We start from the raw sequence: 21587 nt of genomic DNA, 5'->3' as shown, positions 1-21587 counted from the left end.
GGAAACACGGCGCCCGTGGCGAAGAAAGACGCGATCGAAGTCGAGGGAACGGTCATCGAGCCGCTTCCGAACACGATGTTCGCCGTCGAACTCGAGAACGGACACCGGGTCCTGGCTCACATCAGCGGCAAGCTCCGGATGAACTTCATCAGGATCCTGCCGGGGGACCGCGTCAGGGTCGAACTCTCGCCCTACGACCTCACTCGCGGACGCATCACCTACCGCCTCAAGTAACCGACGATCGCGTGCGACGCACAGCCACGAGGGTCCGTTGAAAGTCAGAGCTTCCGTCAAGGCCCGCTGCGACAAGTGCAAGGTGATTCGTCGCCACGGGACGGTGATGGTCATCTGCAGCAACCCGAAACACAAGCAGCGGCAGGGGTAACCGATGGCACGAATCGCCGGTGTGGACATCCCGCGCGAGAAGCGCGTCGAGGTCGCCCTCACGTACATCTTCGGCATCGGGCTGCCCACGAGCCAGCGGATCCTCGCCCAGAGCAACATCAACCCGGACACCCGGGTCCGCGACCTCACCGACGAACAGGTCAACCGCCTCCGCGAGCTCATCGATCGGCGTTACAAGGTCGAAGGTGACCTCCGTCGGGAAGTGGCGCTCAACATCAAGCGACTCATCGAGATCGGCTCGTATCGAGGCATGCGCCATCGACGCAACCTCCCGGTGCGTGGCCAGCGGACGAAGACGAATGCGCGGGCACGGCGCGGTCCGAAGAAGACCGTCGGCGTCCGGCGCAAGAAATAGCGAGGACTGACCCACCGTATGGCCGAACGCAAGCGGGCACTGAAGGTCCGGCGCAAGGAGCGGAAGAACGTCCCGCAGGGGCACGTCCACATCCAGGCGACCTTCAACAACACGCTCATCACCATCACCGACCTCTCCGGGGCCGTCATCAGCTGGGGCTCCGCTGGCGTGGCCGGCTTCAAGGGATCGCGGAAGAGCACGCCCTACGCGGCAGCGCTGTCCGCGGATGGCGCTGCGAAGCGGGCGATGGAGAACGGGATGCGCCAGGTGGAGGTGTTCGTCAAGGGACCCGGCGCCGGCCGCGAGCAGGCCATCCGGTCGCTCCAGGCCGCCGGACTGGAAGTCTCCGCCATCACCGACGTGACGCCCATCCCGCACAACGGTTGCCGCGCTCCCAAGCGCCGGCGCGTCTGAGCCCCGTCAGGACCACAGGTCAAGGATCACATGGCCCGTTACACCGGTTCCGTCTGCCGCCTCTGCCGTCGGGAGGGCGCCAAGCTCTTCCTCAAGGGCAGTCGCTGCTATACGAAGAAGTGCGCCTTCGAACGCCGCCCGACCCCACCCGGTCAGCACGGCGTGCGGCGCCGGAAGGTCGGCGAGTTCGGCCTCCAGCTGCGCGAGAAGCAGAAGGTCCGGCGCGTCTACTCCGTGCTCGAGCGCCAATTCAAGAACTACTTCGATGCGGCCGAGGCCCGGCCCGGCGTCACCGGCGAGAACCTCCTCCGGATGCTCGAGCTCCGGCTCGATAACGTCGTCTACCGGATGGGCTTCGCCAGCTCGCGGGCCCAGGCCCGTCAGCTCGTGAACCACGGTCACTTCGCGGTCAACGGTCGGCCGACGAACATCCCGTCGTATCAGCTGTCCTCGGGAGACCGGATCGCCGTCCGGGAGTCGCGCGTCGGGCGCGATCCGTTCAAGACCGCCAAGGAAACGCTCCGCTCCCACCAGGGACCGGAATGGCTCGCGGTGGATGCCGCGACGCTCGCCGGCTCCATCGCCGACCTGCCACGCCGCGACCAGATGCCGCTCGACCTCAACGAGCAGCTCGTGGTCGAGTACTACTCGAGGTAATCGCCCGATCATGATCGAACTCGAGACCCCACAGATCGAATCCGTCGAGGAAGTGGGCTTCTACGCCAAGTACGAGGCCGGCCCGCTCGAGGCGGGGTATGGGGTCACCATCGGTAACGCCCTGCGCCGCGTCCTCCTCTCGTCGCTCGAGGGAGCGGCGGTCACCTCCGTCCAGATCCGCGACGTCTACCAGGAATTCTCGACGATCCCCGGCGTCAAGGAAGACGTGACGCAGATCGTCCTCAACGTGAAGAAGCTCCGTCTCAAGAGCTTCGCCAGCCACCCGGTCCAGCTGCGCCTCATCAAGAGCGGCGCCGGCCCGGTCACCGCGGCGGACATCACCGAGTCGGCGGACGTCGAGATCGTCAATCCCGAGCAGCTGCTCATGACGATCGACAAGGACGACCTGACGATCGAGATGGACCTGACCGTGGAGCGCGGCATCGGCTACATCGGCGCGGAGCGCGCCGAGGCGCTGCCGATCGGCGTCATCGCGGTCGATGCGATCTTCACCCCGGTCCGCAAGGTCAACTACTGGATCGACAGTGTCCGCGTCGGTCAGGACACGAATCACGACAAGCTGACGATCGAGATCGAGACCGACGGCACGATCGGCCCGGAGGAGGCGCTCTCACGCGCCGCCGCCCGCCTCGTGGACGAGTTCCAGCACTTCGTCACCGTGGGCATGCCGGCGCTCGCCGGCGGGACGGCGGGGAGCGGCGTGCCGGCCCTGCCCCCGAACATGCTCGACATGCCGATCGAAGAGCTCGATCTGCCGATGCGCGCCTACAACTCGCTCAAGCGGAACAACATCGTGAAGGTGGGCCAGCTGCTCCAGCTGTCCGACGACGACCTGTTGCGGATGCGGAACTTCGGGAAGAAGTCGCTCGACGAGATGAAGGAGCGGCTCCGGATGCGCGGCTTCGTCGTGCCGGAGACGGATGCCGACGGCTTCGACGAGCCCGAGGCGGATGCGCCGCTCGAGGACGAGGAGGCCTGATCGATGGCCCATCGCATCGACGGTCGAAAGCTCTCCCGGAAGCAGGGGCCGCGTCTGGCCCTGTATCGGAATCTCACCGTCTCGGTCCTGCGCTACGAACGCGTCAGGACCACCGAGGCGAAGGCGAAGGAGATCCGCGGCCGGGTGGAGCGGATGATCACCCTCGCCAAGCGTGGCGACCTCGCCGCCCGACGAGCCGTGATCGCCGCCTTCCCGAACGAGCCGCTCGTCGTCGGCAAGCTGTTCGACGAGATCGCCCCGAAATATGCGGACCGGACGTCCGGGTACACCCGCCTGGTCCGGATCGGACAGCGCGTCGGAGATGCGGCAGAGATCGTCCAGATCGAGCTGGTCTGACGCCACGTCGAGCGTCCGAGAGGACGCGCCCGTGCGCTGCCGAGCGCGGGTGGAATATGACGGTACGGACTTCGCCGGGTTCCAGGCCCAGCCTGGAGCCAGGACGGTCCAAGGGGAGCTCGAAGCCGCCCTCGCCCGCCTCGCGGACGGTCGGAGGCTGCGGGTCGACGGAGCCGGTCGGACCGACGCCGGAGTGCACGCCAGTGGACAGGTGATCGCCTTCACCTACGACGGGCGGCTCTCGGTGGCGGAACTCGGCCGGGCGCTCGATGCGCTGCTCCCGGCGGACGTCGCGATCCACGGGTTGCGACGAGCGTCGGTGGCGTTCCATCCTCGCTTTGCGGCGCGGTATCGGGAATACCGCTACACCGTGTGGAACGGGCCGCGCAGTCCGCTCCGCGAGCGACAGGCGCTCGGGGTGCGGAGCCCGCTCGATGCCGTCGCGATGGAGCGAGCCGGGCAGGCCCTCGTGGGCCGGCACGACTTCTCCGCCTTCGGGGCGGTGGACCGGGGACCGGTCCGGACCCTTCACCGGGTCCGGGTGCGGCGGACGGGGTCGGTCGTGACGGTGGACGTCGCGGCGGACGCCTTCCTCCGCGGCATGGTCCGGCGGATCGTGGCCGTCCTCCTCGAGGTCGGCCGGGGTGAGATGGATGGATCGGCGGTCGCCGCGGCACTCGTCGCGGGCCGACCGGCACTCGACGGGGCGATGGCCCCGGCGAAGGGACTCTGTCTCCGGCGCGTCGTCATGGGACGGCGGACCGGCGGACAGCACGGAGCACACGGAGAACACGGAGACCGATGAACGTCAAGACGTACACGCTCCGCGAGAGCGAGATCGAGCGACGCTGGTTCGTCGTCGACGCGACGGACGAGACGCTCGGCCGGCTCGCGTCGCGCATCGCCCGTGTCCTCGAGGGCAAGAACAAGCCGACCTACACGCCGAACCTCGACTCGGGCGACCACGTGATCGTCCTCAACGCGGCCCGGATCGCGGTTACGCGCGACAAGCTCGAATCGAAGATCTACGCGCGGCACAGCGGACATCCGCAGGGCTACAAGGAGGAGACGCTCGGCCATCTCCTCGCCCGCCGACCGGAAGAGGTCATCCGCCGCGCCGTCAAGGGAATGCTGCCGCGCAATCGACTCGGCGCCCAGCAGCTCCGCAAGCTGAAGATCTATGCCGGGACGGACCACCCGCATCAGGCCCAGCGGCCTGAGCCGCTCGCCTGAGGAGGAGCACGTACCGATGATCACACCTGCCTTCTACTTTGGAACGGGTCGTCGGAAGACGGCGACCGCCCGCGTCCGGCTTCTCCCCGGCGAAGGAGCGATCGTCGTCAACGGCCGATCGCTCGACGAGCACTTCGGCAACGCGTTCAACGAGGCGGATCTGCGGATGCCCTTCCGGGTCACCGGCACGGAGGGTCGCTTCAACGCGATGATCAAGGTCGAGGGCGGCGGCGTCACCGGCCAGGCGGGGGCGATCCGCCACGGCATCGCCCGGGCGCTCCTCCAGCTCGATCCCGACGGCAATCGGCTGCCCCTCCGCCAGGCCGGCCTCCTCACTCGCGATCCGCGGATGAAGGAACGCAAGAAGTACGGCCTCAAGCGGGCCCGCAAGGCGCCGCAGTACACGAAGCGCTGACCGTCCGGATCGAGGGCCCGCAGATGGCGGCCGTCGATCCACCCGGGACGTCGTCCCGGTCGCCCCTTCGCGGCCGCGACTTCGTCGGTATCGGCGACTTCACCCGTCCGGAGCTCGACCGGATCCTCGACCGCGCCGCTGCGTTGAAGCGGGAATTCCTCGCCCGCCACGGGCACCTCGAGCCGCCGCTCGCCGGTCGATCACTGGCGATGCTGTTCCAGCATCCGAGTCTCCGGACGCGCGTGACCTTCGAAGCCGGGATGACCCAGCTCGGGGGCCATGGCATCTACCTTGCCGCTGCGGACGTCGGTCTCGGCGAGCGCGAGTCGGTCGGCGACGTCGCCCGGAACCTCGAGCGGTTCGTCGACGGGATCATGGCCCGCATCGGCGAACACGAGGTCATCGCCGAACTCGCGGACCGTGCCGCGATCCCGGTCATCAACGCCCTGACGAGCCGCGAGCATCCGTGCCAGGTCCTCGCCGACCTGCTCACCCTCAGGGAGCGTTTCGGGAGCCTCGACGGCGTGATCGTCGCGTTCGTCGGGGACGGGAACAACGTGTTCCACTCCCTGGTCCTTGCCGGAGCGTTGTTCGGGATGGAGATCCGGCTCGCCCATCCGGACGGATACGGCCCGGATGCGGCGATCGTGGCCCGCGCCCGCCGGATGGCGGAGACGTCCGGCGCCCGCATCGTCCTCGACCGCGATCCCCGGGCGATCGTGCGCGGCGCTGCGGTCGTCTACACGGACGCGTGGACGTCGATGGGCCAGGAGTCACAGGTGGCCGCGCGTCGCGTCGCGTTCGCCGACTACCGAGTGGACGACGCGCTCCTCGATACGGCCGGTCCGGAATCGGTCGCGATGCATTGCCTGCCGGCCCACCGCGGCGACGAGATCACGGATGCGGTGATGGACGGTCCACGGAGTCTCGTCTGGGCGCAATCGGAGAACCGGCTCCATGCCCAGAAGGGCCTGCTCGCCGAGCTGCTCGAGGCGCCGCATGAGTGAGCCGCTCTTCGAGCGGTACAAGGACGCGCTCCGACGGGGCCACGAGGCGACGCTCCGTGGCCGGACCGAGGAGGCCCTTGCGGCGTACACGGAGGCGAGCGCGCTCGCCTCGCATCGTCCCCTTCCGCACGCGAGTCGCGGCGCCGTCCTTGCCCGAGCCGGCCGATCCGCGGAGGCACTCGCCGCATTCGACGCCGCCCTTGCCGTGGCGCCGCGTGATGAAGCCTCACTCGCCGGCCGCGCCGAGACGCTCGCCTGGATGGGCAGGCGCATCGCGGCGGCGGACGCTTACGATCGACTCGCGGACGTCCAGGAGGCGGCCGGCCGGCTCGCCGAGGCGTGCGCCACCGCGGGCCGCGCCCTCGAGCAGGCGGAGTCGAAGGAGCGTCGCCGCCAGGTGGAGGGCCTGCTCGGCCGTCTCCGGGGGTCGTCCGGCGGCAGCGACGCGGACGCGGCGGTGGCGCGGGCGGTTCGCGTCCTCGGCGGGGTCGCCGCAGCGCACCCTCCGGATCGCGCGGCGGAGGCCGAAGATGCCGTCGCCCCGGTCATCGGATCCGACCCGCTGCCCCTCGCTCCGGAGGATGCCGGCCCGGCCGACGATGCGACGATCGCCGCGGCGACCCTCCGTCTCGACGGACGTGCCACCGCGGCGGGCGCTGCGCTCGAGTCCGCTGCCCTCGCGTCCGAGGTGTCCGTGGCCGCTGCGCCCGAGTCGGCCGTGTCCATGGCCGCTGGACGGCCCTTCCTCGATGCCGCCCGCGTGCATGTCGCGGCCGGCCACTACGCGGCGGCGCTCGACCTCTGCCACCAGGCGCTCGCGGTCGTCCCGGCGGACCCGTCGCTCCACCTCGAGCTCGCCGAGATTTACCTCGCCAGGGGATGGAGCGGCCTCGCCGCCGACAAGCTCGCCCTGCTCGGCCGTCTGCTCGACCTTGACGTCGACCCGGCCGCGCGGGCGCGCCTCTGCCAGGTCGTCGAGGCATGGTTCCCCGACGATCCACGGCTCACCGCCCTCTGCGCCTGACGCCGGACGCCGGGCGGCCGGATGGTGCGATGTAGACTGCGCGGACGATGCCGCAGCTCCTCCAGTCGATCCTTGACCAGGTCCGACTGTCGACGGTGGTCGACATCGCGATCACGTCCCTCCTCATCTACTGGCTCTTCAGCCTCATCCGCGGCACGCGCGCGGTCCGCCTCGTCATCGGTGTCAGCGTCCTCTTCGCCGTCTATGCCGCGGCGCAGGCGTTCGAGCTGCGCCTCCTCTCGCAGATCCTCCAGACCGGCGGCGTCGTCGGGCTGTTCGCGCTCGTCGTCGTGTTCCAGCCCGAGCTTCGCCGCGCCCTCGAGCGGATCGGCCGGGTGGGATCGTTCGCCTGGCTCGTCTCGCCGAGCGAGCGACGGACCGCCGAACACGTCGCGACGACCGTCGCCCATGCGGCCTCGCTCATGTCGACGGACGGCCACGGCGCCCTCATCGTCCTTGAGCGCGAGACCGGACTCGAGGAGGTCGCCGAGAGCGGCGTCATGGTCCACGGGGACCTCTCGGTGGACCTGCTCCAGTCGATCTTCATGCCCCGGAGCGCCCTCCACGACGGCGCGGTGATCATCCGCGACGACGGGATCCTCGCCGCCGGCGCGCTCCTCCCGCTCGCCGAGACGTCGGTCCACACGGAGCGGTTCGGGACGCGGCATCGGGCGGCCCTCGGGATCACGGAGCAGACGGATGCGGTCGTCGTCGTCGTGTCCGAGGAGAACCACCAGGTGAGCCTCGTCGAGCGGGCCCGGATCGTCCGGAACCTGTCCGAGGGACAGCTCGCCCGGGCCCTCACCGCCCTCCTCGACCCGAGCGCCGGCCGTCGATCGATCTTCGACCTGCGGGCCGTGGGTCCGGGCGATGCGGGGCTCGGCGGCCGGGCGTCTCGCCTCCGTGATCTGGGTCGGGCGGTCGGACGCCGCCGCGACCGCCGGGCCGCGCGGGAGGAGCGGACCGATCGGGTCGAGCCGGCCGACCGCGACGCCGACGAGGAGGCTCGGGCGGTCGCTGCGGCACGGGCGCACCGGTGAGGCGGACGTTCCGTCTCGTCCTCCACAACTGGCCGCTGAAGCTCGCGGCGATCGGCCTGGCTGCGCTCCTCTACGTCGTGCTCGTCCTGTCGCAGAACTCGAACGACTGGCGTGGCCAGGTGGCGATCGAGGTCCGCAACCAGCCGGCCTCGGCAGTCCTCCTCGGCGGGATCCGGTACGTGACGAGCATCCGCTACTTCGCCCCCGTCGATGTCGCGAATCGGATCTCGGGCGACATGTTCTCCGCCTGGATCGACCTCTCGACGGCCTCCCCCGATTCCTCGAACGACTTCGTCGTCGCGGTGAATGTCACCTCGCCTGACCCGCAGGTCCAGGTCCTCGACTGGACGCCGCGGCTCATCTCCGTGCGGCTCGATCCGCTCCGCGAGAAGGTCGTCCCGGTCCAGGTCGACAGCGGGACGGCGCCATCGGGACTCGAGGTCCGCCCGCCGATCGTCGACGTGACCCAGGTGACGGTCTCCGGAACGCAGTCGAACGTGAGCCAGGTCGTCGCGGCCGTGGCTCGCGTCCGGATCGACCCGTCGGGCGTGTCGATCGACCAGCAGGTCGACCTCGAGGCGATCGACGCCCGTGGGATCGCCGTCAGCCAGGTCCACCTCAACCCGTCGAGCGTTCGCGTCCGGATCCTCGTCGGGAGCCAGCTGCAGAGTCGGTCCCTGCCGGTGAACCCGATCGTCACCGGGACGCCGGCGACCGGCTATACCCTCACCTCGGTCGACGTGGCGCCTCTCGTGGTGACGGTGGAGGGCGACATCGTGACCCTCAAGGCACTCACGAAGCTTGATACCCAACCTCTCTCTGTCACCGGCGCGGCGTCCGACGTGACGGGGGCGGTCGGCCTCGTCCTGCCGCCGGGCGTCGCCGTCCTCGGGACGTCGACCATCTCGATCACGGCCCGCGTCAGCGCGGCGACCGGGACCCGCACGTTCAGCGTCGGACCGGTCCTCGCGGGAGCCCGCCAGGACCGCGTCTACACGCTGTCGACGGCCCAGGTGCTCGTGACCATCGGCGGGTCGGCCGCCGACCTGGCGACGATCCAGGGCGACGCGCTCGTCCTGATCGCGGACGTCAACGGACTCGCTCCCGGTGTGCATGACGTTCCCCTCAAGGCGACGTTGCCCGCCGGTCTCACGGTGGTGGCAGTCAGTCCGCCGACGATCGGCGTGACGATCGGACCGCTCCTCTCGCCGTCCCCCTCACCCTCGGGGCCCTGACGGTGGCCCGCCTGTTCGGCACGGACGGCATCCGCGGGGTGGTCAACGTCGACCTCCGACCGACCCTCGCCTACGCGCTCGGCCGGGCGACGGCCCACCGGCTCGTGGGTGCGGGCGGCGCGATCGTCGTCGGCCAGGACACCCGGCGCTCCGGCGACATGTTCGTCGCGGCGATCGCGGCCGGCGCGACGAGCCTCGGAGTGGACGTCCATGACGTCGGCGTGGTCCCGACGCCGGGTCTCGCCTTCATCGCCGGCCAGGCCGAGTTCGCGGCCGGGATCATGGTCTCCGCGTCGCACAACCCGGCCGACGACAACGGTCTCAAGGTCCTCGACGGACGGGGCCTCAAGCTCGACGACGATATCGAGGACGAGCTCGAGGCGCTCATCTGGCGCTCCGAGGAGCTCGGCGGCGCCCCCAACGCCGAGCTCGGCCGGGTCCATCGGGCGCGCGCCTTCGTGGATCGGTATCGCGCGGCTCGGCTTGCCCTCGCGGGGGAGATCCCGACGGACGTCCGGATCGTCCTCGACTGCGCGAACGGTTCGGGCGGCGCCCTCGGCCCGGAGATCCTCGCCGCAACGGGTGCAAGGGTGGAGGTCATCCACAACGACCCGGATGGGGTCAACATCAACGTGCGGTCCGGTGCCACGGCACCCGGGTCGCTCGCCGAGGCGGTCGTCGGCCGCGGCGCCGATGTCGGCTTCGCCCTCGACGGCGACGCCGACCGGCTCATCGCGGTGGACTCGACGGGCGCGATCGTGGACGGCGATCAGGTCCTCGGGATCCTCGCCCTCGACCGCCTCGTCCGCGGTGCGCTTCCCGGGGGCGCCCTCGTGGTCTCGGTCCTCTCCAACGGCGGCCTCCAGGCCGTCGTCGAGGCGGCCGGCGGGCAGGTCGTCCGGACGCCCGTCGGCGACAAGTACATCCTCGAGGGGATGCAGGTGAGCGGCGCCACGCTCGGAGGCGAGAAGAGCGGCCACGTCATCGTCCTCGAGCAGACGACCTCGGGCGACGGGATCGTCACCGCCCTCGAGGTGCTCCGCGTCATGACCCGGACCGGCGCGTCGCTCCGCGAGCTCGCCGCGAGGATCCCGCTGCTCCCGCAGCAACAGCGCGCGGTGCCCGCGCGTCATCGCGACCAGTGGGAGGGGGATCCGGTATTCCAGGGAGCGATCCGCAACGCCAGGGCGCGGCTCGGTCCGGGGGGTCGGATCCTCGTCCGGCCGTCGGGCACGGAGCCGGCGCTGCGGGTCATGGTCGAAGGCACGGATCCGGAGCTCGTCGCGGAGCTCGCCGACGCGCTGGCGGCACTCGCCGGAGACCGTCTAGACTGACCGGGCCCCAGGGGCGCGCCTCAGCGGGGTCGCGAGGAGACACACCAATATGTGCGGCATCGTCGGCTACACCGGACCCCGCGAGGCGGGACCGATCCTCATGGATGGCCTGCGGCGGCTCGAGTACCGCGGCTACGACTCGGCGGGCATCGCGCTCGTCGACGAACGGGGCGACCTGTTCGTCGAGAAGCGGGCGGGCAAGCTCGCCAATCTCGCGACCGCCATCGCGGACCGGACGCCCCACGCGGCGATCGGCCTGGCCCACACCCGCTGGGCGACGCATGGTCGGCCGAACGATCTGAATGCCCACCCACACCAGGATTGCAGCGGCGCGATCACCGTCATCCACAACGGCATCATCGAGAACTTCCGCGAGCTCCGCGACGGGCTCGAGGCCCGCGGTCACACGCTGACGTCCGAGACCGACACGGAGGCGATCGCCCATCTCATCGAGGAGGCCTACAGCGGCGACATCGCCGCCGCCACGCGGCTCGCTCTCGGCCACATCGAGGGCACGTACGCCCTCGCGGTGATGCACCGCGGCGAACCGGACCGCCTCGTCGGGGCCCGCATGAACGTCCCGCTCGTCGTGGGTCTCGGCGACGGCGAATCGTTCCTCGCGAGCGACGTCGCCGCCATCCTCGCCCACACGGACCGGGTCATCTTCCTCGAGGAGGGCGACATCGCCGACCTGCGACCGGGCGGCGTCTCGATCGGCGGGGTGGACGGCGTCCCGCGCGAGCGTGTCACCACGACGATCGGGTGGTCGCTCGAGGCGGCCGAGAAGGGCGGCTACGCCCATTTCATGCTCAAGGAGATCAACGAGCAGCCGGACGCCCTGCGGGCCACGATCACCGGGCGCGTCGGCCGGGACGGCCGCATCCGCGTCGACGAGCTCGGTCCCGTCGCCGGGATCCTCGGCGCGATCGAGCGGATCGAGCTCGTCGCCTGCGGCAGTGCGTACTACGCGGCGCTCGTCGGAGCGGCCGCCCTCCAGGACTGGACCGGTCTTCCCGCCCGCGCCACCGTGGGTTCCGAGTTCCGCTACGCGCCGCCGCCGCTCGACGGCCGGACGCTCGTCATCGCTGTCACCCAGTCGGGGGAGACCGCCGACACGATCGCCCCGACCCGCCTCGCCCGCGAACGCGGCTGCCCGATCGTCGCCGTGACGAACACCGTGGGCTCGGCGATCACCCGCGAAGCGGATGCCGTCCTGTTCCTCCAGGCAGGCCCGGAGATCGCGGTCGCGGCGAGCAAGACGTTCGTCACCCAGGTGACGACGCTCGTCATCCTCGCCGCGGCCATCGCCAAGGCCCGGGGAAGCCTCGCCGACGAGACCGAGCTCGCCCTGGGCTTGGCGCTCCGCGCCCTCCCGGCAGCGGCGGAACGGGCCCTCGAACACGCCACCGGATCCGCCCTCCTCGCCCGTCGCTACGTGAACTCCCGGGGCTTCATGTTCGTCGGCCGCGGTCAGACGTACCCGGCCGCGCTCGAGGGCGCGCTCAAGCTCAAGGAAGTGAGTTACGTCCACGCGGAGGGCTACGCGGCCGGCGAGCTCAAGCACGGACCGATCAGTCTCCTCGACGCCGAGTGTCCGCTCGTCGCGGTGGCGACCCGTTCGTCGACGTACGACAAGCTCATCAGCAACGTGATGGAGGGCCGCGCGCGCGATGCGAAGGTCATCGCGGTCGCGACGGAGGGCGACACCCAGATCGAGCGCTTCGCGGACGACGTCTGCTGGGTCCCGGACACCCACGAGGCGCTCGCTCCCGTCCTCGCCGTGATCCCGCTGCAGCTGTTCGCCTACCACATGGCGGTCGCCCGGGGCACGGACGTCGATCAGCCGCGCAACCTCGCCAAGTCGGTGACGGTCGAGTAGGGGACCGGTGCCGACGCCGCCCGTGCCGCCGGGGACGACCGAGCTCGGCATCGACATCATCCGGGTCGATCGGATCGCGACCACCCTCGCCCGGTTCGGCGAGCGGTTCACGAACCGTGTCCTCACGCCGGGTGAACAGCGTCACGTGCGGGGTCGGCCGGAGACCATGGCCGGCCGCTGGGCGGCGAAGGAGGCGGTCTCGAAGGTCCTCGGTCTCGGTGTCCGCGGCATCGGGTGGCGAGACATCGAGATCGAACGCCTGCCGACCGGCCAGCCGTCGGTCCGCCTTCACGGCCGGGCGGCCGCCCGGGCCGAGCAGCTCGGCATGGCGCGGATCGCGGTGTCGATCAGCCACGAGTCCGACTACGCCGTGGCCATCGCGTTCGGCGTCCGGGCGACGGGTGGCGCGTACGTCTTCCCGCCGGACATCGAGGAGCGGCTCGACGAACGCGAACGGCGGATCCTCGCCCGACTCGAGCGGCTCCGGACCGTCGGCGAGGCGGCCGCCCGTGACTGATCGGCCGCTCGGATTCGGTCGTGGTCCGGGGGCCGCCGACGTCGGCGCGTCGACCGCGCCCGCGGCGACCGGCGCGGCCGGCGCAGCGGCGCTCGACGACGGCGTCGCGGCGCAGCTCGTGCCGGTCCGGCCGGAGCGGGCCCACAAGGGATCGTTCGGGCGCCTGCTCGTGGTCGCCGGCTCGCTCGATTACGCCGGGGCCGCCCTCCTCGTCTGTGTCGCGGCCGGGCGCGCGGGGGCGGGCCTCGTGACCCTCGCCGTGCCGGGATCGCTCCAGCCGCTCTTCGCCGCGAAGGTCGTCGAGGCGACGACGCTCGCCCTGCCCGAGGACGATCTCGAGGAGCTCGATGCCGAGGCGGCCTTCGCCCGCGTCCTCGACCATGAGCACGACGCGATCGTCGTCGGTCCCGGACTCCGGCCGGGCCTGTCTACCCGGCAGTTCATCGCCGACCTCGTGGCAGCGAGCGGCGACGTCGGCATCGAGACTCGCCCGTCGGATCGATCGACCCCGCCCCCGATCGTCCTCGACGCGGAAGCGCTGCGGGCCCTCGCGTCGACCGATTCGTGGTGGACGGCCGTCACGCGACAGGCCGTCCTCACGCCGCATGTCGGCGAGTTCGCCCGCCTTCGCGCCGGAGCCGGCCACGATCCGTCTCTCGACGGCGATCTCATCGGTGACGACGACGCCCGCGTCGCCGCCGCGTCGGCGGCCGCCGTCGAGTGGGGCCAGACCGTCGTCCTTAAGGGCGCCCGGACCGTCGTGGCGGCGCCCGACGGGGCGACCGCGATCGCCCGTTTCATGAACCCGGCGATGGCGACGGGCGGGACCGGCGACGTGCTCGCCGGGACGATCGGCGCGCTCCTCGCCCAGGGGCTGACGCCCTATGACGCGGCGCGCCTCGGCGTCCACCTTCACGGGATGGCCGGCGAGTCGGTCAGTGAGCGCCTCGGCGATGCTGGACTCCTCGCCGCCGACCTGCCGTTCGAGATCGCGCTCGCGAGACGGCGCCTCGCGGTGATCGCCGAACGCCGAGGTCGAGCGGGTCGGTTCGGATTCGTCCGGGATCGCGACGCGGCAGCGTCACCGGCGTCGCCCGCGGTCGCCGACGGGCCGGACGGACCGTCGAGCTGAACGAGCGGATCGAGGACGCGCTTCGTCGGGCCGCCCTGCCCGGGCTGCCGCGGACGGCATGGCTCGAGATCGACCTCGACCGTCTCGCCGCCAACCTCGCGGCGGTCCGGGCGGCGGTGCCGGCGGGCGTCCGGATCGAACCGGTCGTCAAGGCGGACGCCTACGGCCATGGGGCGGTCGCCGTCGCGAGCTGGCTCGAGCGATGCGGGGCGGACGGATTCTGCGTGGCCACGCTCGACGAGGGACAGCTCCTCCGAGCCGCGGGCATCGAGCGTCCGATCCTCGTCCTCTACCCGATCCCGCCGGACGGCGGCCCGGCCGCGGCGGACCTCGGACTCGCGGTCACGGTCGCCGACGAAGCGCTCCTCGCCCGCCTCTGCGACGCCATGGCGTCGCCGGCGGCGGCCGGTCGTCCGCCGCTCGTCCTCCATGTCGAGGTCGAGACCGGCCTCGGACGGGGCGGGGTCGCCGTCGAGGCGGTCGCTCGCGTCGTCGATCGCATCGGGGCGACCCCCGGAATCACCCTGGGCGGCCTGTGGTCCCACCTGGCGGCCCCCGAGGACGCGGTCTCGACGACGCTCGCCGTGCGGCGCTTCGCCGATGCGTCGGCCGGCGCACGCGGTGAGGCGCCGCCGGTGGCCCGTCATCTCGTGGCGACGGGTGCCCTCCTTGCGGCGTCAGCGCCGCTCCACGAACGCGTCCGCCTGGGGCTCGGGCTGTACGGCCTCGTGCCGGACGGCCTCGAACCGGCGGCCGGGCGCCTCGAACTCGCGACGGCGCTCGCGCCGGTCATGTCCCTCCATACGCGTCCGGTCCGGGTTGCGGACCTGCCAGCCGGCCATGGGGTGAGCTACGGTCCGAGCTTCGTGACGGCCCGTCCGTCCCGGGTCGCGACGCTGCCGATCGGCTACGGCGATGGCTGGCCCCGCGTCCTGTCCAACCGGGCAGCCGCGCTCGTCCGCGGCCGGCGGGTGCCGCTCGTCGGGACGGTGGCGATGGATGCCGTCGTCGCTGACGTGACGGACGTTCCGGGGTCCCCGGTCACCGTGGACGACGAGTTCGTGCTCCTCGGCCGGCAGGGAGATGCAGAGATCCGGGCGGTGGAGCTGGCGCACACCCGCACCACGATCACCTGGGAGGTGATGGCCCAGATGGCTGGCCGGTTGCCCCGGGTGTACCATGCGGCGGCCGTGCCCGTGGGCATCAGGACGCTCACGGAGGAGGTCTACCAGTGGCAGCCCGGATCGAGCTCTGGAACGGGGACATCTGCGACCTCGAGGTCGACGCGATCGTGAACGCCGCCAGCCCCTCACTGTGGATGTCGACCGGGGTCGGTGGGGCGCTCAAGCGCCGCGGCGGCGACGCCATCGAGTTCGCCGCGGTCCGACAGGGCCCGATGCCGCTCGGGAGCGCCGTCGTCACCACAGGCGGGACGCTCGCGGCCCGGTTCGTCATCCATGCCGTGTCGATCGACGCGAACCGGCGGACCAGTTCCGAGGCCATCGCCGCGGCGGTCCGGAGCGCCCTCGACCGGGCCCGACAGCTGGAGATCGCGAGCATCGCCTTCCCGGCGCTCGGCACCGGCGTCGGCGGGTTCCCACTCGATGAGGCCGCGCGGGTGACGGTGGAGACCGTGCGGGAGACGATCCCGAGCCTGCCGGACCTGGAGCGCCTCGTCTTCGCCCTCCGCGGGGCGGCCACCTATCAGGCGTTCGAGTCGGCGATCGCGCGGGGCGCGGCACATCGCTCCGCCGCGGCCGTCGGATGACCATGTCGCGCGATCCCAGCGCCGACGCCCGGGAGGATCTCGTCGAGCGCGTCGCCCGCGAGATCCAGCTCCGCGGCCTCACCGCGTCGGCCGTCCACTTCCTCCATGCGAGCCGGCCGTACCGGCCGCTCGGTGCGGATGCGATGCTGTTCTTCGATCCGGGGGTCCATGGGCTGTTCGGCGGCGACCTCGTGATGGCGAGCGAGATCCTCGCCGACGATGACGGGATCGAACAGCTCATCGATCGGCTCGAGGAGCTCGACGAAGAGTCGGCCTGGGATGCCTGAGGGCGGCCGCGGCCGCTCGCGCCGGGTGGTGGCCGGTCGCTACGGGTAGCATGGGCGGGTGACGAGCGATCCCCGAGCGTTCATCGCCCTCCACGTGGGCACCGCCACGTCGAACGCCTCGCTCATCGGGCGGATCGACGACCGCTGGCGGCTGCTCGGCTCGCTCGCCGGGCCGGCGTCGCAACCCGTCGACGCGGTCGTCCGTCGGCTCGCCGCGCGGGTCGCCGCCGCCGATCGGGCGCTCGGATCCACGCTCGGGGTCGACGACCCGGACGGCCTCGCCCGGTTGCCCCGGATCACCGCCCGGAGCGGCGCGGCCGAGACGATCGCGGTGCTCGCGGCGACCGAGGCGACGCGCCTCCGGCTCGAGCGGGCGGCGACGGTCGCTGGCTGGCGGGTGACGAGCGCGAGCCTGGAGCGCGACGACCTGCTCGCCGTCTTCCGCTGCGGCCTGTCACCTGGGGTGACCACCCTCCTCGCCGGCACGGCCGATCCGGTCCCGGGCCCCGAGCGCGACCGTGCGGCGATCCTCGAGGCGCTCGTCGCCGGGATCGTGGACCGTCGGCCGGACGCGACGGTCGTCCTTTCCGGCCCGCTCGCGCTCGCCCCGATCGAGCGCCGCAGCGGTGGCGCGGAACTGCTCTACGCGCCGCCGGCCGTCGACGCTGGATCGGGGCGCGGATCCCGCAGCGAGCGGAACGGCGGTCGACCGCCCGATCCCCTCGTCGTGTTCCTCGAGCGCCTCCGCAGCCATGCGGGCGACGCCGCGACCGGGATCGCCCGCACGACCCAGACCCTCGCCGAGGTCCTCGGGATCCGGATCGAGACGCTCGGCCTCGGGATGGGCTCCGGCCTGCGGGTCGCGGCCCGTCCAGCGGCCCATCGCGACGACGGGTCGCCCGAGATCGCTTCGTCGTCGCACCTCGTGGTCGTCCCGTCGGCAGGCCTCGTTCCCCGGTCGCTCGGCGACGCCGACGTGGACGAGGTCCTCGCCTGGGCGACGATGCCGTTCGATCGGGTCCGCCTCCGGGATCGACTCGGGGATCTCGGGCGAACGCCGTGGTCGGACGCGGATGGCGATGGCGCGGAGCTTCGGATGGCGGCGGCCCGGGCGGCGCTGAGCCGGCTCGGTGCCGCCACCGCGGACCGGTTCCCTGCCGATCCGCCCGATCTCATCATCGCGACGGGCGGCGTCTTCTCGATGGCCCCGGGTCCGGCCGTGGCCCTCGCGATCGCCGACACGATCCGGAGGCCGGGCGCGAGCGGCCTGGCCCTCGATCACGCCCGGCTCCTCGGCCCGCTCGGGACGATCGACGACGACCTCGAGCGTCGACGGGTCGTCGAGGACCTCGTCGACGATCTTCTCGTCCCGCTCGGGAGTGTCGTCGCGCCGGCCGGTCTCCACGCCGGCCGGAGCGCCGGCCGGCTGAGCGTGCGATCCGGCACGGGTCTCGCCGAGCTCGACCTCGTGCCCGGCGGTCTCCAGCTCGTCGATCTGCCGCCGGGGCACGTCGCCTCGGCGGAGTTCGAGTTCCGCGATCCGGTGCGCCTCGGCACCCGCGGCCGGCGCTTCTCCGTCGAGGTCGCCGGCGGCCTCGGCGGGCTGCTCGTCGACCTCCGCGACGTGCCGCTCCGGCTGCCCGATCGCCTCGAGCACCGCCGTGAGCTGCTCGCCGCGTGGCAGCGCGCCCTGTGGTCCGGGGCCGAGGCGTGACGAGGGCGCGGCGAGCGTCGTCGCGGGTCGTCGACGGTGCCGTCGGGCGAGATGGGGAGGTCGGCCTCGAGTTCGTCGCGGTGCGCCCGCTCGTCGTGGAGGAGCCCTCCATCCGCCTGCCGCTCGGAGTCGGGGACAGGATCCTCGTCGAGCCGGGACTCGCCGTCGCCGCGGGTGCGCCCCTCGCCGTGCGCTTCCGTGACGCGACGGTGGCCGTCGTGGACCGTGGACGGCGCGGGCGCGTCCGACCGCGACGCGTGCCGGAGGACGGCGATCTCCGATCGGGGATGTGGCGCTCCGACCCCGCCGCTGGCGACGGCGAGCGGGTGCTCGAGGTCGATGGCGGCTGGTGGGTCGCTCGCGGGACGGCGACGGACGAGCTGATCGCGCCCGTCGCCGGTGTCGTCGGATCGGTCCGACCGGGGATCGGCATCGAGTTCGTCGCCGCTGGTCTCGGCGTACCGGGGACGACCGCGGCGGGAGGCCCGGCGCGCGGGCGGCTCGAGGCGATCGACCCGCGGGACAGCGACCTTCGTGCCGGAGCCATCGACGTCGGGCGGGCCGGGGCGATCCTCATCGTCGGTGGACGGGTCGACGCGGAGGCGCTCACCCGAGCCCGAGCGATGGGAGTCCGGGGGATCGTCGTGGGCGGCATGTCAGAGAAGGACCTCCACGATCTCGCGGCATCCGAACGACGGCAGCTGGCGGGGGTCCATCGGTCTCCGCCGTTCGCCGTGCTCGTGCTCGACGGGCCGCTCCGCCGTCCGATCTCGGAACCGGTCCGCGCCATCCTCGCCGCGGCCGGCGGTCGCGACGCGGCGATCGTCGCCGACCCCCCGATGCTGCTCCTTGGCGCCGGCGCGGCGCTCGTGCCACGGCTCGATCCGCTTGCAGTGCGCGTCACGCACGGCCCGCTCGCCGGGCGGTCCGGTCGATGGGCCGGCCTGGCCGGGATCCGCCGATTCCGGGCCGGGATCCATCTCGAGGCGGGCATCGTCCGGTTCGCGGACGGATCGCGGGCCGCCGTGCCGCTCGCCGATCTCGAGCGGTATGCCTGACCGACGGATCGTCTCCGTCCGCGACGCCGCGGCGATGGAGCGCCTCGGGCGCTCGCTCGCCCGGATCGCCGAGCCGGGCGACCTGCTCTGCCTGTACGGCGACCTGGGAGCGGGCAAGACGGTCCTCGCCAAGGGTGTCGGGCTCGGTCTCGGCGTCGCCGAGACGGTCATCTCGCCGAGCTTCATCCTCATGGCCGAGTACGAAGGGCGGCTGCCGCTCTTCCATCTCGACCTCTACCGGCTCGGCGATGCGGCGGATGTCGTCGACGGAGGCCTCCTCGATGAGCGCCAGTCGTCCGGTGTCACGGTCGTCGAGTGGGCCGAACGCCTCGGGACGGCGCTCCCGCCGTCGCGCCTCGACGTCCGCATCGACGACGTGGCTGACGGGTCGCGACGGGTCGAGCTCATCCCGTCGGATGCTCGCCACGCCCGGTTCGTCGAAGCCGCCCGATGATCGTCCCCGGAGCGACGCCCGCTGCGGTCCGCCCACGCGGTGGACCGATCCTCGCGATCGACACGGCGACGAGCCGGGCCGTGCTCGCGCTCGGCGATCCGGACGGGAGGATGCTCGATGGGGCGGCGTGGGCCGCCGGCCACCGCCACGGCGAGACGCTCCTGCCGTCGCTCGAGCGGCTCCTCACCGCGAACGACGTCGATCGAGCGACGATCGCGGCCGTCGTCGTGGGGACCGGACCGGGTACGTTCACCGGGCTCCGCGTGGGCCTCGCCACGGCGAAGGGCCTCGCGATCGGCCTCGGCGTGCCGCTCGTCGCCGTCTCGACCTCGACCGCCCTCCTCGCCACGATCGCCGGATCGCCGGCCGCGCTCCTCCAGCCCGCCGGCCCGCAGGGGCGCCTGCTCGTCCATGACGGGCGCGCCCGGGAGCTCGGACCGGACGAGTCAATCGATCTTCCGGTCGGGACGATCCTCGTCGCCGTCGACCTCGATGGCCGCGCTCCTGACACAGCGCTCGAGCTCGGCCGGCACGCCTGTGCCCGCCTCGGCGAGTCGCTCCTCCGGATCGGTGCAGCGAGGCTCGCGGCCGGCGCGAGCGACGATGCGGCCGCGGTGGTGCCCGAGTACGTGACGCGACCGCGCGGTGTGCGCCGCGAGGGCGGGGAGGTGGAATGGTCGCGCGACCGCCGGTGAGGTATCGGGTCGCGCCGATGGAGGTCGACGACCTCCCGGCAGTGGCGGACATCGAGCAGTTGAGCTTCACGACACCGTGGCCCCCGCACGCGTACCGGACCGAGCTCGAGTCGAACCGCCTCGCCCACTACCGGGTCCTCCGGCTCGACGACCGGGTCGTCGCCTATGCCGGGGTCTGGCTCATGGTCGACGAGGCGCACGTGACGACGTTCGCGGTCCACCCTTCATGGCGGCGTCGCCACCATGGCGAGCGGCTCCTCCTCGCCATCCTCGACCTCGCGATCGAGCGCGGCGCACGCGAGGCGACGCTCGAGGTGCGCCTCTCCAACCTGGCGGCCCGCCGGCTCTACGAGAAGTTCGGCTTCCGGCCGGTCGGCGTCCGGCCGCGGTATTACACGGATGATCGCGAGGACGCCCTCATCATGACCACCGAACCGCTCCTCGACCCCCCGATGCGGCGCCGACTCGCCGACCGCCGCGCGGCGGTCGAGGCGCTCGACGCACTCGACGTCGCCGACCCGGATGGCGCACGGTGAGCGGACCCCTGCTCCTCGCGGTCGAGAGCAGCTGCGACGAGACGGGGATCGCCCTCGTCGAGGGTGGCCGGACGATCCACGCCAACGTCGTCGCGAGTCAGGTGGCCCTCCATGCCGCGACGGGAGGGATCGTCCCCGAGGTGGCCGCTCGCGCCCACGTCCGATGGATCGTGCCCGTCCTCGAAGCCGCCTGGGCGGACGCCGGCGTGACCTGGGGGGATGTGGACGGCGTGGCCGTGACCTATGGCCCGGGTCTCGCCGGCTCGCTTCTCGTCGGGATCAACTTCGCGAAGGCACTCGCATGGGCGCACCGGCTGCCGCTCGTCGGGGTCAATCATCTCGAGGGTCATGTCTACGCGGCCTGGCTCGCCGATCGGGGCACGGATCCGGACGAGCCGGTGTTCCCGCTCGTCGCGCTCGTCGTGTCCGGCGGCCACACGTTCCTCGCCGAGATGCAGGACCACCTCGCCTACCGGCTCCTCGGCACGACCGTCGACGACGCGGCCGGGGAGGCCTTCGACAAGGTCGGCCGTCTCCTCGGACTGGGCTACCCGGGCGGTCCGGCCATCGAGCGGGCTGCCGCGAGGGCCACGCGACGGGACGCGGTGTTTCCGCGGGCGTGGCTCGGTGACTCGTACGACCTGAGCTTCAGCGGCCTCAAGACGGCCGCCCGGCGGATCGTCGAGGGGGCTCGGATGGACGAGGGGCTTCGGCCCGACGATCCGGCGGCGGCGCTCTCCGAGGAACGGACCGCCGAGCTGGCCTTCGGATTCCAGGATTCCGTCGTCGACGTGCTCGTCACGAAGACCATCCGGGCGGCGGTGGCCACGGGCGCCCGATCCATCGTCCTCGGGGGCGGCGTTGCGGCCAACGGCGTCCTCCGCGGTCGCCTCGCCGACGAGGCGGCGGCTCGAGGGCTGCCGCTCCTCGTCCCGCGTCCGGCCCTCTGCACGGACAACGGGGCGATGATCGGCGCCGCCGGCGGCCGCCGGTTCGCCGCCGGCGAGCGCGCCGGGCTCGATCTCGACGCCCGCCCGTCGCTGCCGCTTGCCCGTCGCTGAGGGTGACGCC

Annotated in this window: 27 protein-coding genes; all 27 read left to right on the top strand. The window is 72.2% G+C overall.

The window, feature by feature from the left end:
* Positions 1-15: 15 nt before the first annotated feature.
* The 27 genes from infA to tsaD are packed head-to-tail and all read left to right on the top strand — an operon-like array spanning position 16 to position 21577.
* Entirely contained in the window at positions 16-234 is a 219-nt protein-coding gene (gene infA, locus IVW53_08065) for a translation initiation factor IF-1 (GenBank protein ID MBF6605520.1), read from the top strand.
* 37 nt (positions 235-271) lie between these two features.
* The gene (rpmJ, locus tag IVW53_08060; GenBank protein ID MBF6605519.1) at positions 272-385 is read left to right on the top strand and encodes a 50S ribosomal protein L36; all 114 of its coding nucleotides are present in this window, start codon (positions 272-274) and stop codon (positions 383-385) included.
* Between the two features lie 3 nt (positions 386-388).
* Positions 389-760, top strand: a complete 372-nt coding sequence (rpsM, locus tag IVW53_08055; protein MBF6605518.1) for a 30S ribosomal protein S13 — start codon at positions 389-391, stop codon at positions 758-760.
* 18 nt (positions 761-778) lie between these two features.
* Entirely contained in the window at positions 779-1174 is a 396-nt protein-coding gene (rpsK, locus tag IVW53_08050) for a 30S ribosomal protein S11 (protein ID MBF6605517.1), read from the top strand.
* A 30-nt stretch (positions 1175-1204) separates the two neighbouring features.
* Positions 1205-1831, top strand: a complete 627-nt coding sequence (gene rpsD, locus IVW53_08045) for a 30S ribosomal protein S4 (GenBank protein MBF6605516.1) — start codon at positions 1205-1207, stop codon at positions 1829-1831.
* Between the two features lie 10 nt (positions 1832-1841).
* Positions 1842-2831: a DNA-directed RNA polymerase subunit alpha gene (locus tag IVW53_08040; protein ID MBF6605515.1), complete on the top strand. Its 990-nt coding sequence runs from the start codon at positions 1842-1844 to the stop codon at positions 2829-2831.
* A gap of 3 nt (positions 2832-2834) precedes the next feature.
* A complete protein-coding gene (gene rplQ / locus IVW53_08035; protein ID MBF6605514.1) occupies positions 2835-3188 on the top strand; it encodes a 50S ribosomal protein L17 in 354 nt (117 codons plus the stop codon).
* A gap of 31 nt (positions 3189-3219) precedes the next feature.
* Complete coding sequence (truA, locus tag IVW53_08030) at positions 3220-3993, top strand: tRNA pseudouridine(38-40) synthase TruA (GenBank protein MBF6605513.1); 774 nt, start codon at positions 3220-3222, stop codon at positions 3991-3993.
* Positions 3990-4421: a 50S ribosomal protein L13 gene (gene rplM, locus IVW53_08025; protein MBF6605512.1), complete on the top strand. Its 432-nt coding sequence runs from the start codon at positions 3990-3992 to the stop codon at positions 4419-4421. The genes truA and rplM overlap by 4 nt, the downstream gene beginning before the upstream one ends.
* 16 nt (positions 4422-4437) lie before the next feature.
* The gene (rpsI, locus tag IVW53_08020) at positions 4438-4836 is read left to right on the top strand and encodes a 30S ribosomal protein S9 (GenBank protein MBF6605511.1); all 399 of its coding nucleotides are present in this window, start codon (positions 4438-4440) and stop codon (positions 4834-4836) included.
* A 23-nt stretch (positions 4837-4859) separates the two neighbouring features.
* Entirely contained in the window at positions 4860-5843 is a 984-nt protein-coding gene (gene argF, locus IVW53_08015) for an ornithine carbamoyltransferase (GenBank protein ID MBF6605510.1), read from the top strand.
* Entirely contained in the window at positions 5836-6867 is a 1032-nt protein-coding gene (locus tag IVW53_08010; GenBank protein MBF6605509.1) for a tetratricopeptide repeat protein, read from the top strand. Before argF ends, IVW53_08010 begins: the two co-directional genes overlap by 8 nt.
* 47 nt (positions 6868-6914) lie before the next feature.
* Positions 6915-7907: a TIGR00159 family protein gene (locus IVW53_08005; protein MBF6605508.1), complete on the top strand. Its 993-nt coding sequence runs from the start codon at positions 6915-6917 to the stop codon at positions 7905-7907.
* Entirely contained in the window at positions 7904-9142 is a 1239-nt protein-coding gene (locus IVW53_08000) for a hypothetical protein (protein MBF6605507.1), read from the top strand. Before IVW53_08005 ends, IVW53_08000 begins: the two co-directional genes overlap by 4 nt.
* Before the next feature lie 2 nt (positions 9143-9144).
* Positions 9145-10476: a phosphoglucosamine mutase gene (glmM, locus tag IVW53_07995; GenBank protein ID MBF6605506.1), complete on the top strand. Its 1332-nt coding sequence runs from the start codon at positions 9145-9147 to the stop codon at positions 10474-10476.
* Between the two features lie 49 nt (positions 10477-10525).
* Positions 10526-12355, top strand: a complete 1830-nt coding sequence (gene glmS / locus IVW53_07990) for a glutamine--fructose-6-phosphate transaminase (isomerizing) (GenBank protein MBF6605505.1) — start codon at positions 10526-10528, stop codon at positions 12353-12355.
* 7 nt (positions 12356-12362) lie between these two features.
* Positions 12363-12872 carry a holo-ACP synthase gene (gene acpS, locus IVW53_07985; protein MBF6605504.1) on the top strand — a complete coding sequence of 170 codons (510 nt, stop codon included), beginning with the start codon at positions 12363-12365 and terminating at the stop codon, positions 12870-12872.
* On the top strand, positions 12865-14004 hold the full coding sequence (locus tag IVW53_07980; GenBank protein MBF6605503.1) for an NAD(P)H-hydrate dehydratase: 1140 nt from the start codon (positions 12865-12867) through the stop codon (positions 14002-14004). The genes acpS and IVW53_07980 overlap by 8 nt, the downstream gene beginning before the upstream one ends.
* A complete protein-coding gene (alr, locus tag IVW53_07975; GenBank protein MBF6605502.1) occupies positions 13926-15299 on the top strand; it encodes an alanine racemase in 1374 nt (457 codons plus the stop codon). The genes IVW53_07980 and alr overlap by 79 nt, the downstream gene beginning before the upstream one ends.
* On the top strand, positions 15236-15772 hold the full coding sequence (locus IVW53_07970) for a macro domain-containing protein (GenBank protein MBF6605501.1): 537 nt from the start codon (positions 15236-15238) through the stop codon (positions 15770-15772). The genes alr and IVW53_07970 overlap by 64 nt, the downstream gene beginning before the upstream one ends.
* A gap of 2 nt (positions 15773-15774) precedes the next feature.
* Positions 15775-16059: a hypothetical protein gene (locus IVW53_07965; GenBank protein MBF6605500.1), complete on the top strand. Its 285-nt coding sequence runs from the start codon at positions 15775-15777 to the stop codon at positions 16057-16059.
* 58 nt (positions 16060-16117) lie between these two features.
* Positions 16118-17773, top strand: a complete 1656-nt coding sequence (locus IVW53_07960; GenBank protein ID MBF6605499.1) for a hypothetical protein — start codon at positions 16118-16120, stop codon at positions 17771-17773.
* Positions 17770-18831, top strand: coding sequence for a hypothetical protein (locus IVW53_07955; protein ID MBF6605498.1), 1062 nt, complete (start codon positions 17770-17772; stop codon positions 18829-18831). The genes IVW53_07960 and IVW53_07955 overlap by 4 nt, the downstream gene beginning before the upstream one ends.
* Positions 18824-19285: a tRNA (adenosine(37)-N6)-threonylcarbamoyltransferase complex ATPase subunit type 1 TsaE gene (gene tsaE, locus IVW53_07950; GenBank protein ID MBF6605497.1), complete on the top strand. Its 462-nt coding sequence runs from the start codon at positions 18824-18826 to the stop codon at positions 19283-19285. The genes IVW53_07955 and tsaE overlap by 8 nt, the downstream gene beginning before the upstream one ends.
* On the top strand, positions 19282-19980 hold the full coding sequence (gene tsaB / locus IVW53_07945) for a tRNA (adenosine(37)-N6)-threonylcarbamoyltransferase complex dimerization subunit type 1 TsaB (protein MBF6605496.1): 699 nt from the start codon (positions 19282-19284) through the stop codon (positions 19978-19980). Before tsaE ends, tsaB begins: the two co-directional genes overlap by 4 nt.
* Before the next feature lie 17 nt (positions 19981-19997).
* Positions 19998-20516 carry a ribosomal protein S18-alanine N-acetyltransferase gene (gene rimI / locus IVW53_07940; GenBank protein MBF6605495.1) on the top strand — a complete coding sequence of 173 codons (519 nt, stop codon included), beginning with the start codon at positions 19998-20000 and terminating at the stop codon, positions 20514-20516.
* Complete coding sequence (gene tsaD / locus IVW53_07935; GenBank protein MBF6605494.1) at positions 20513-21577, top strand: tRNA (adenosine(37)-N6)-threonylcarbamoyltransferase complex transferase subunit TsaD; 1065 nt, start codon at positions 20513-20515, stop codon at positions 21575-21577. The genes rimI and tsaD overlap by 4 nt, the downstream gene beginning before the upstream one ends.
* Positions 21578-21587 lie beyond the last annotated feature (10 nt).

This window comes from Chloroflexota bacterium (genome assembly GCA_015478725.1).
GTDB lineage: Bacteria > Chloroflexota > Limnocylindria > Limnocylindrales > CSP1-4 > C-114.
This window is presented reverse-complemented; position numbering and strand designations above follow the sequence as displayed.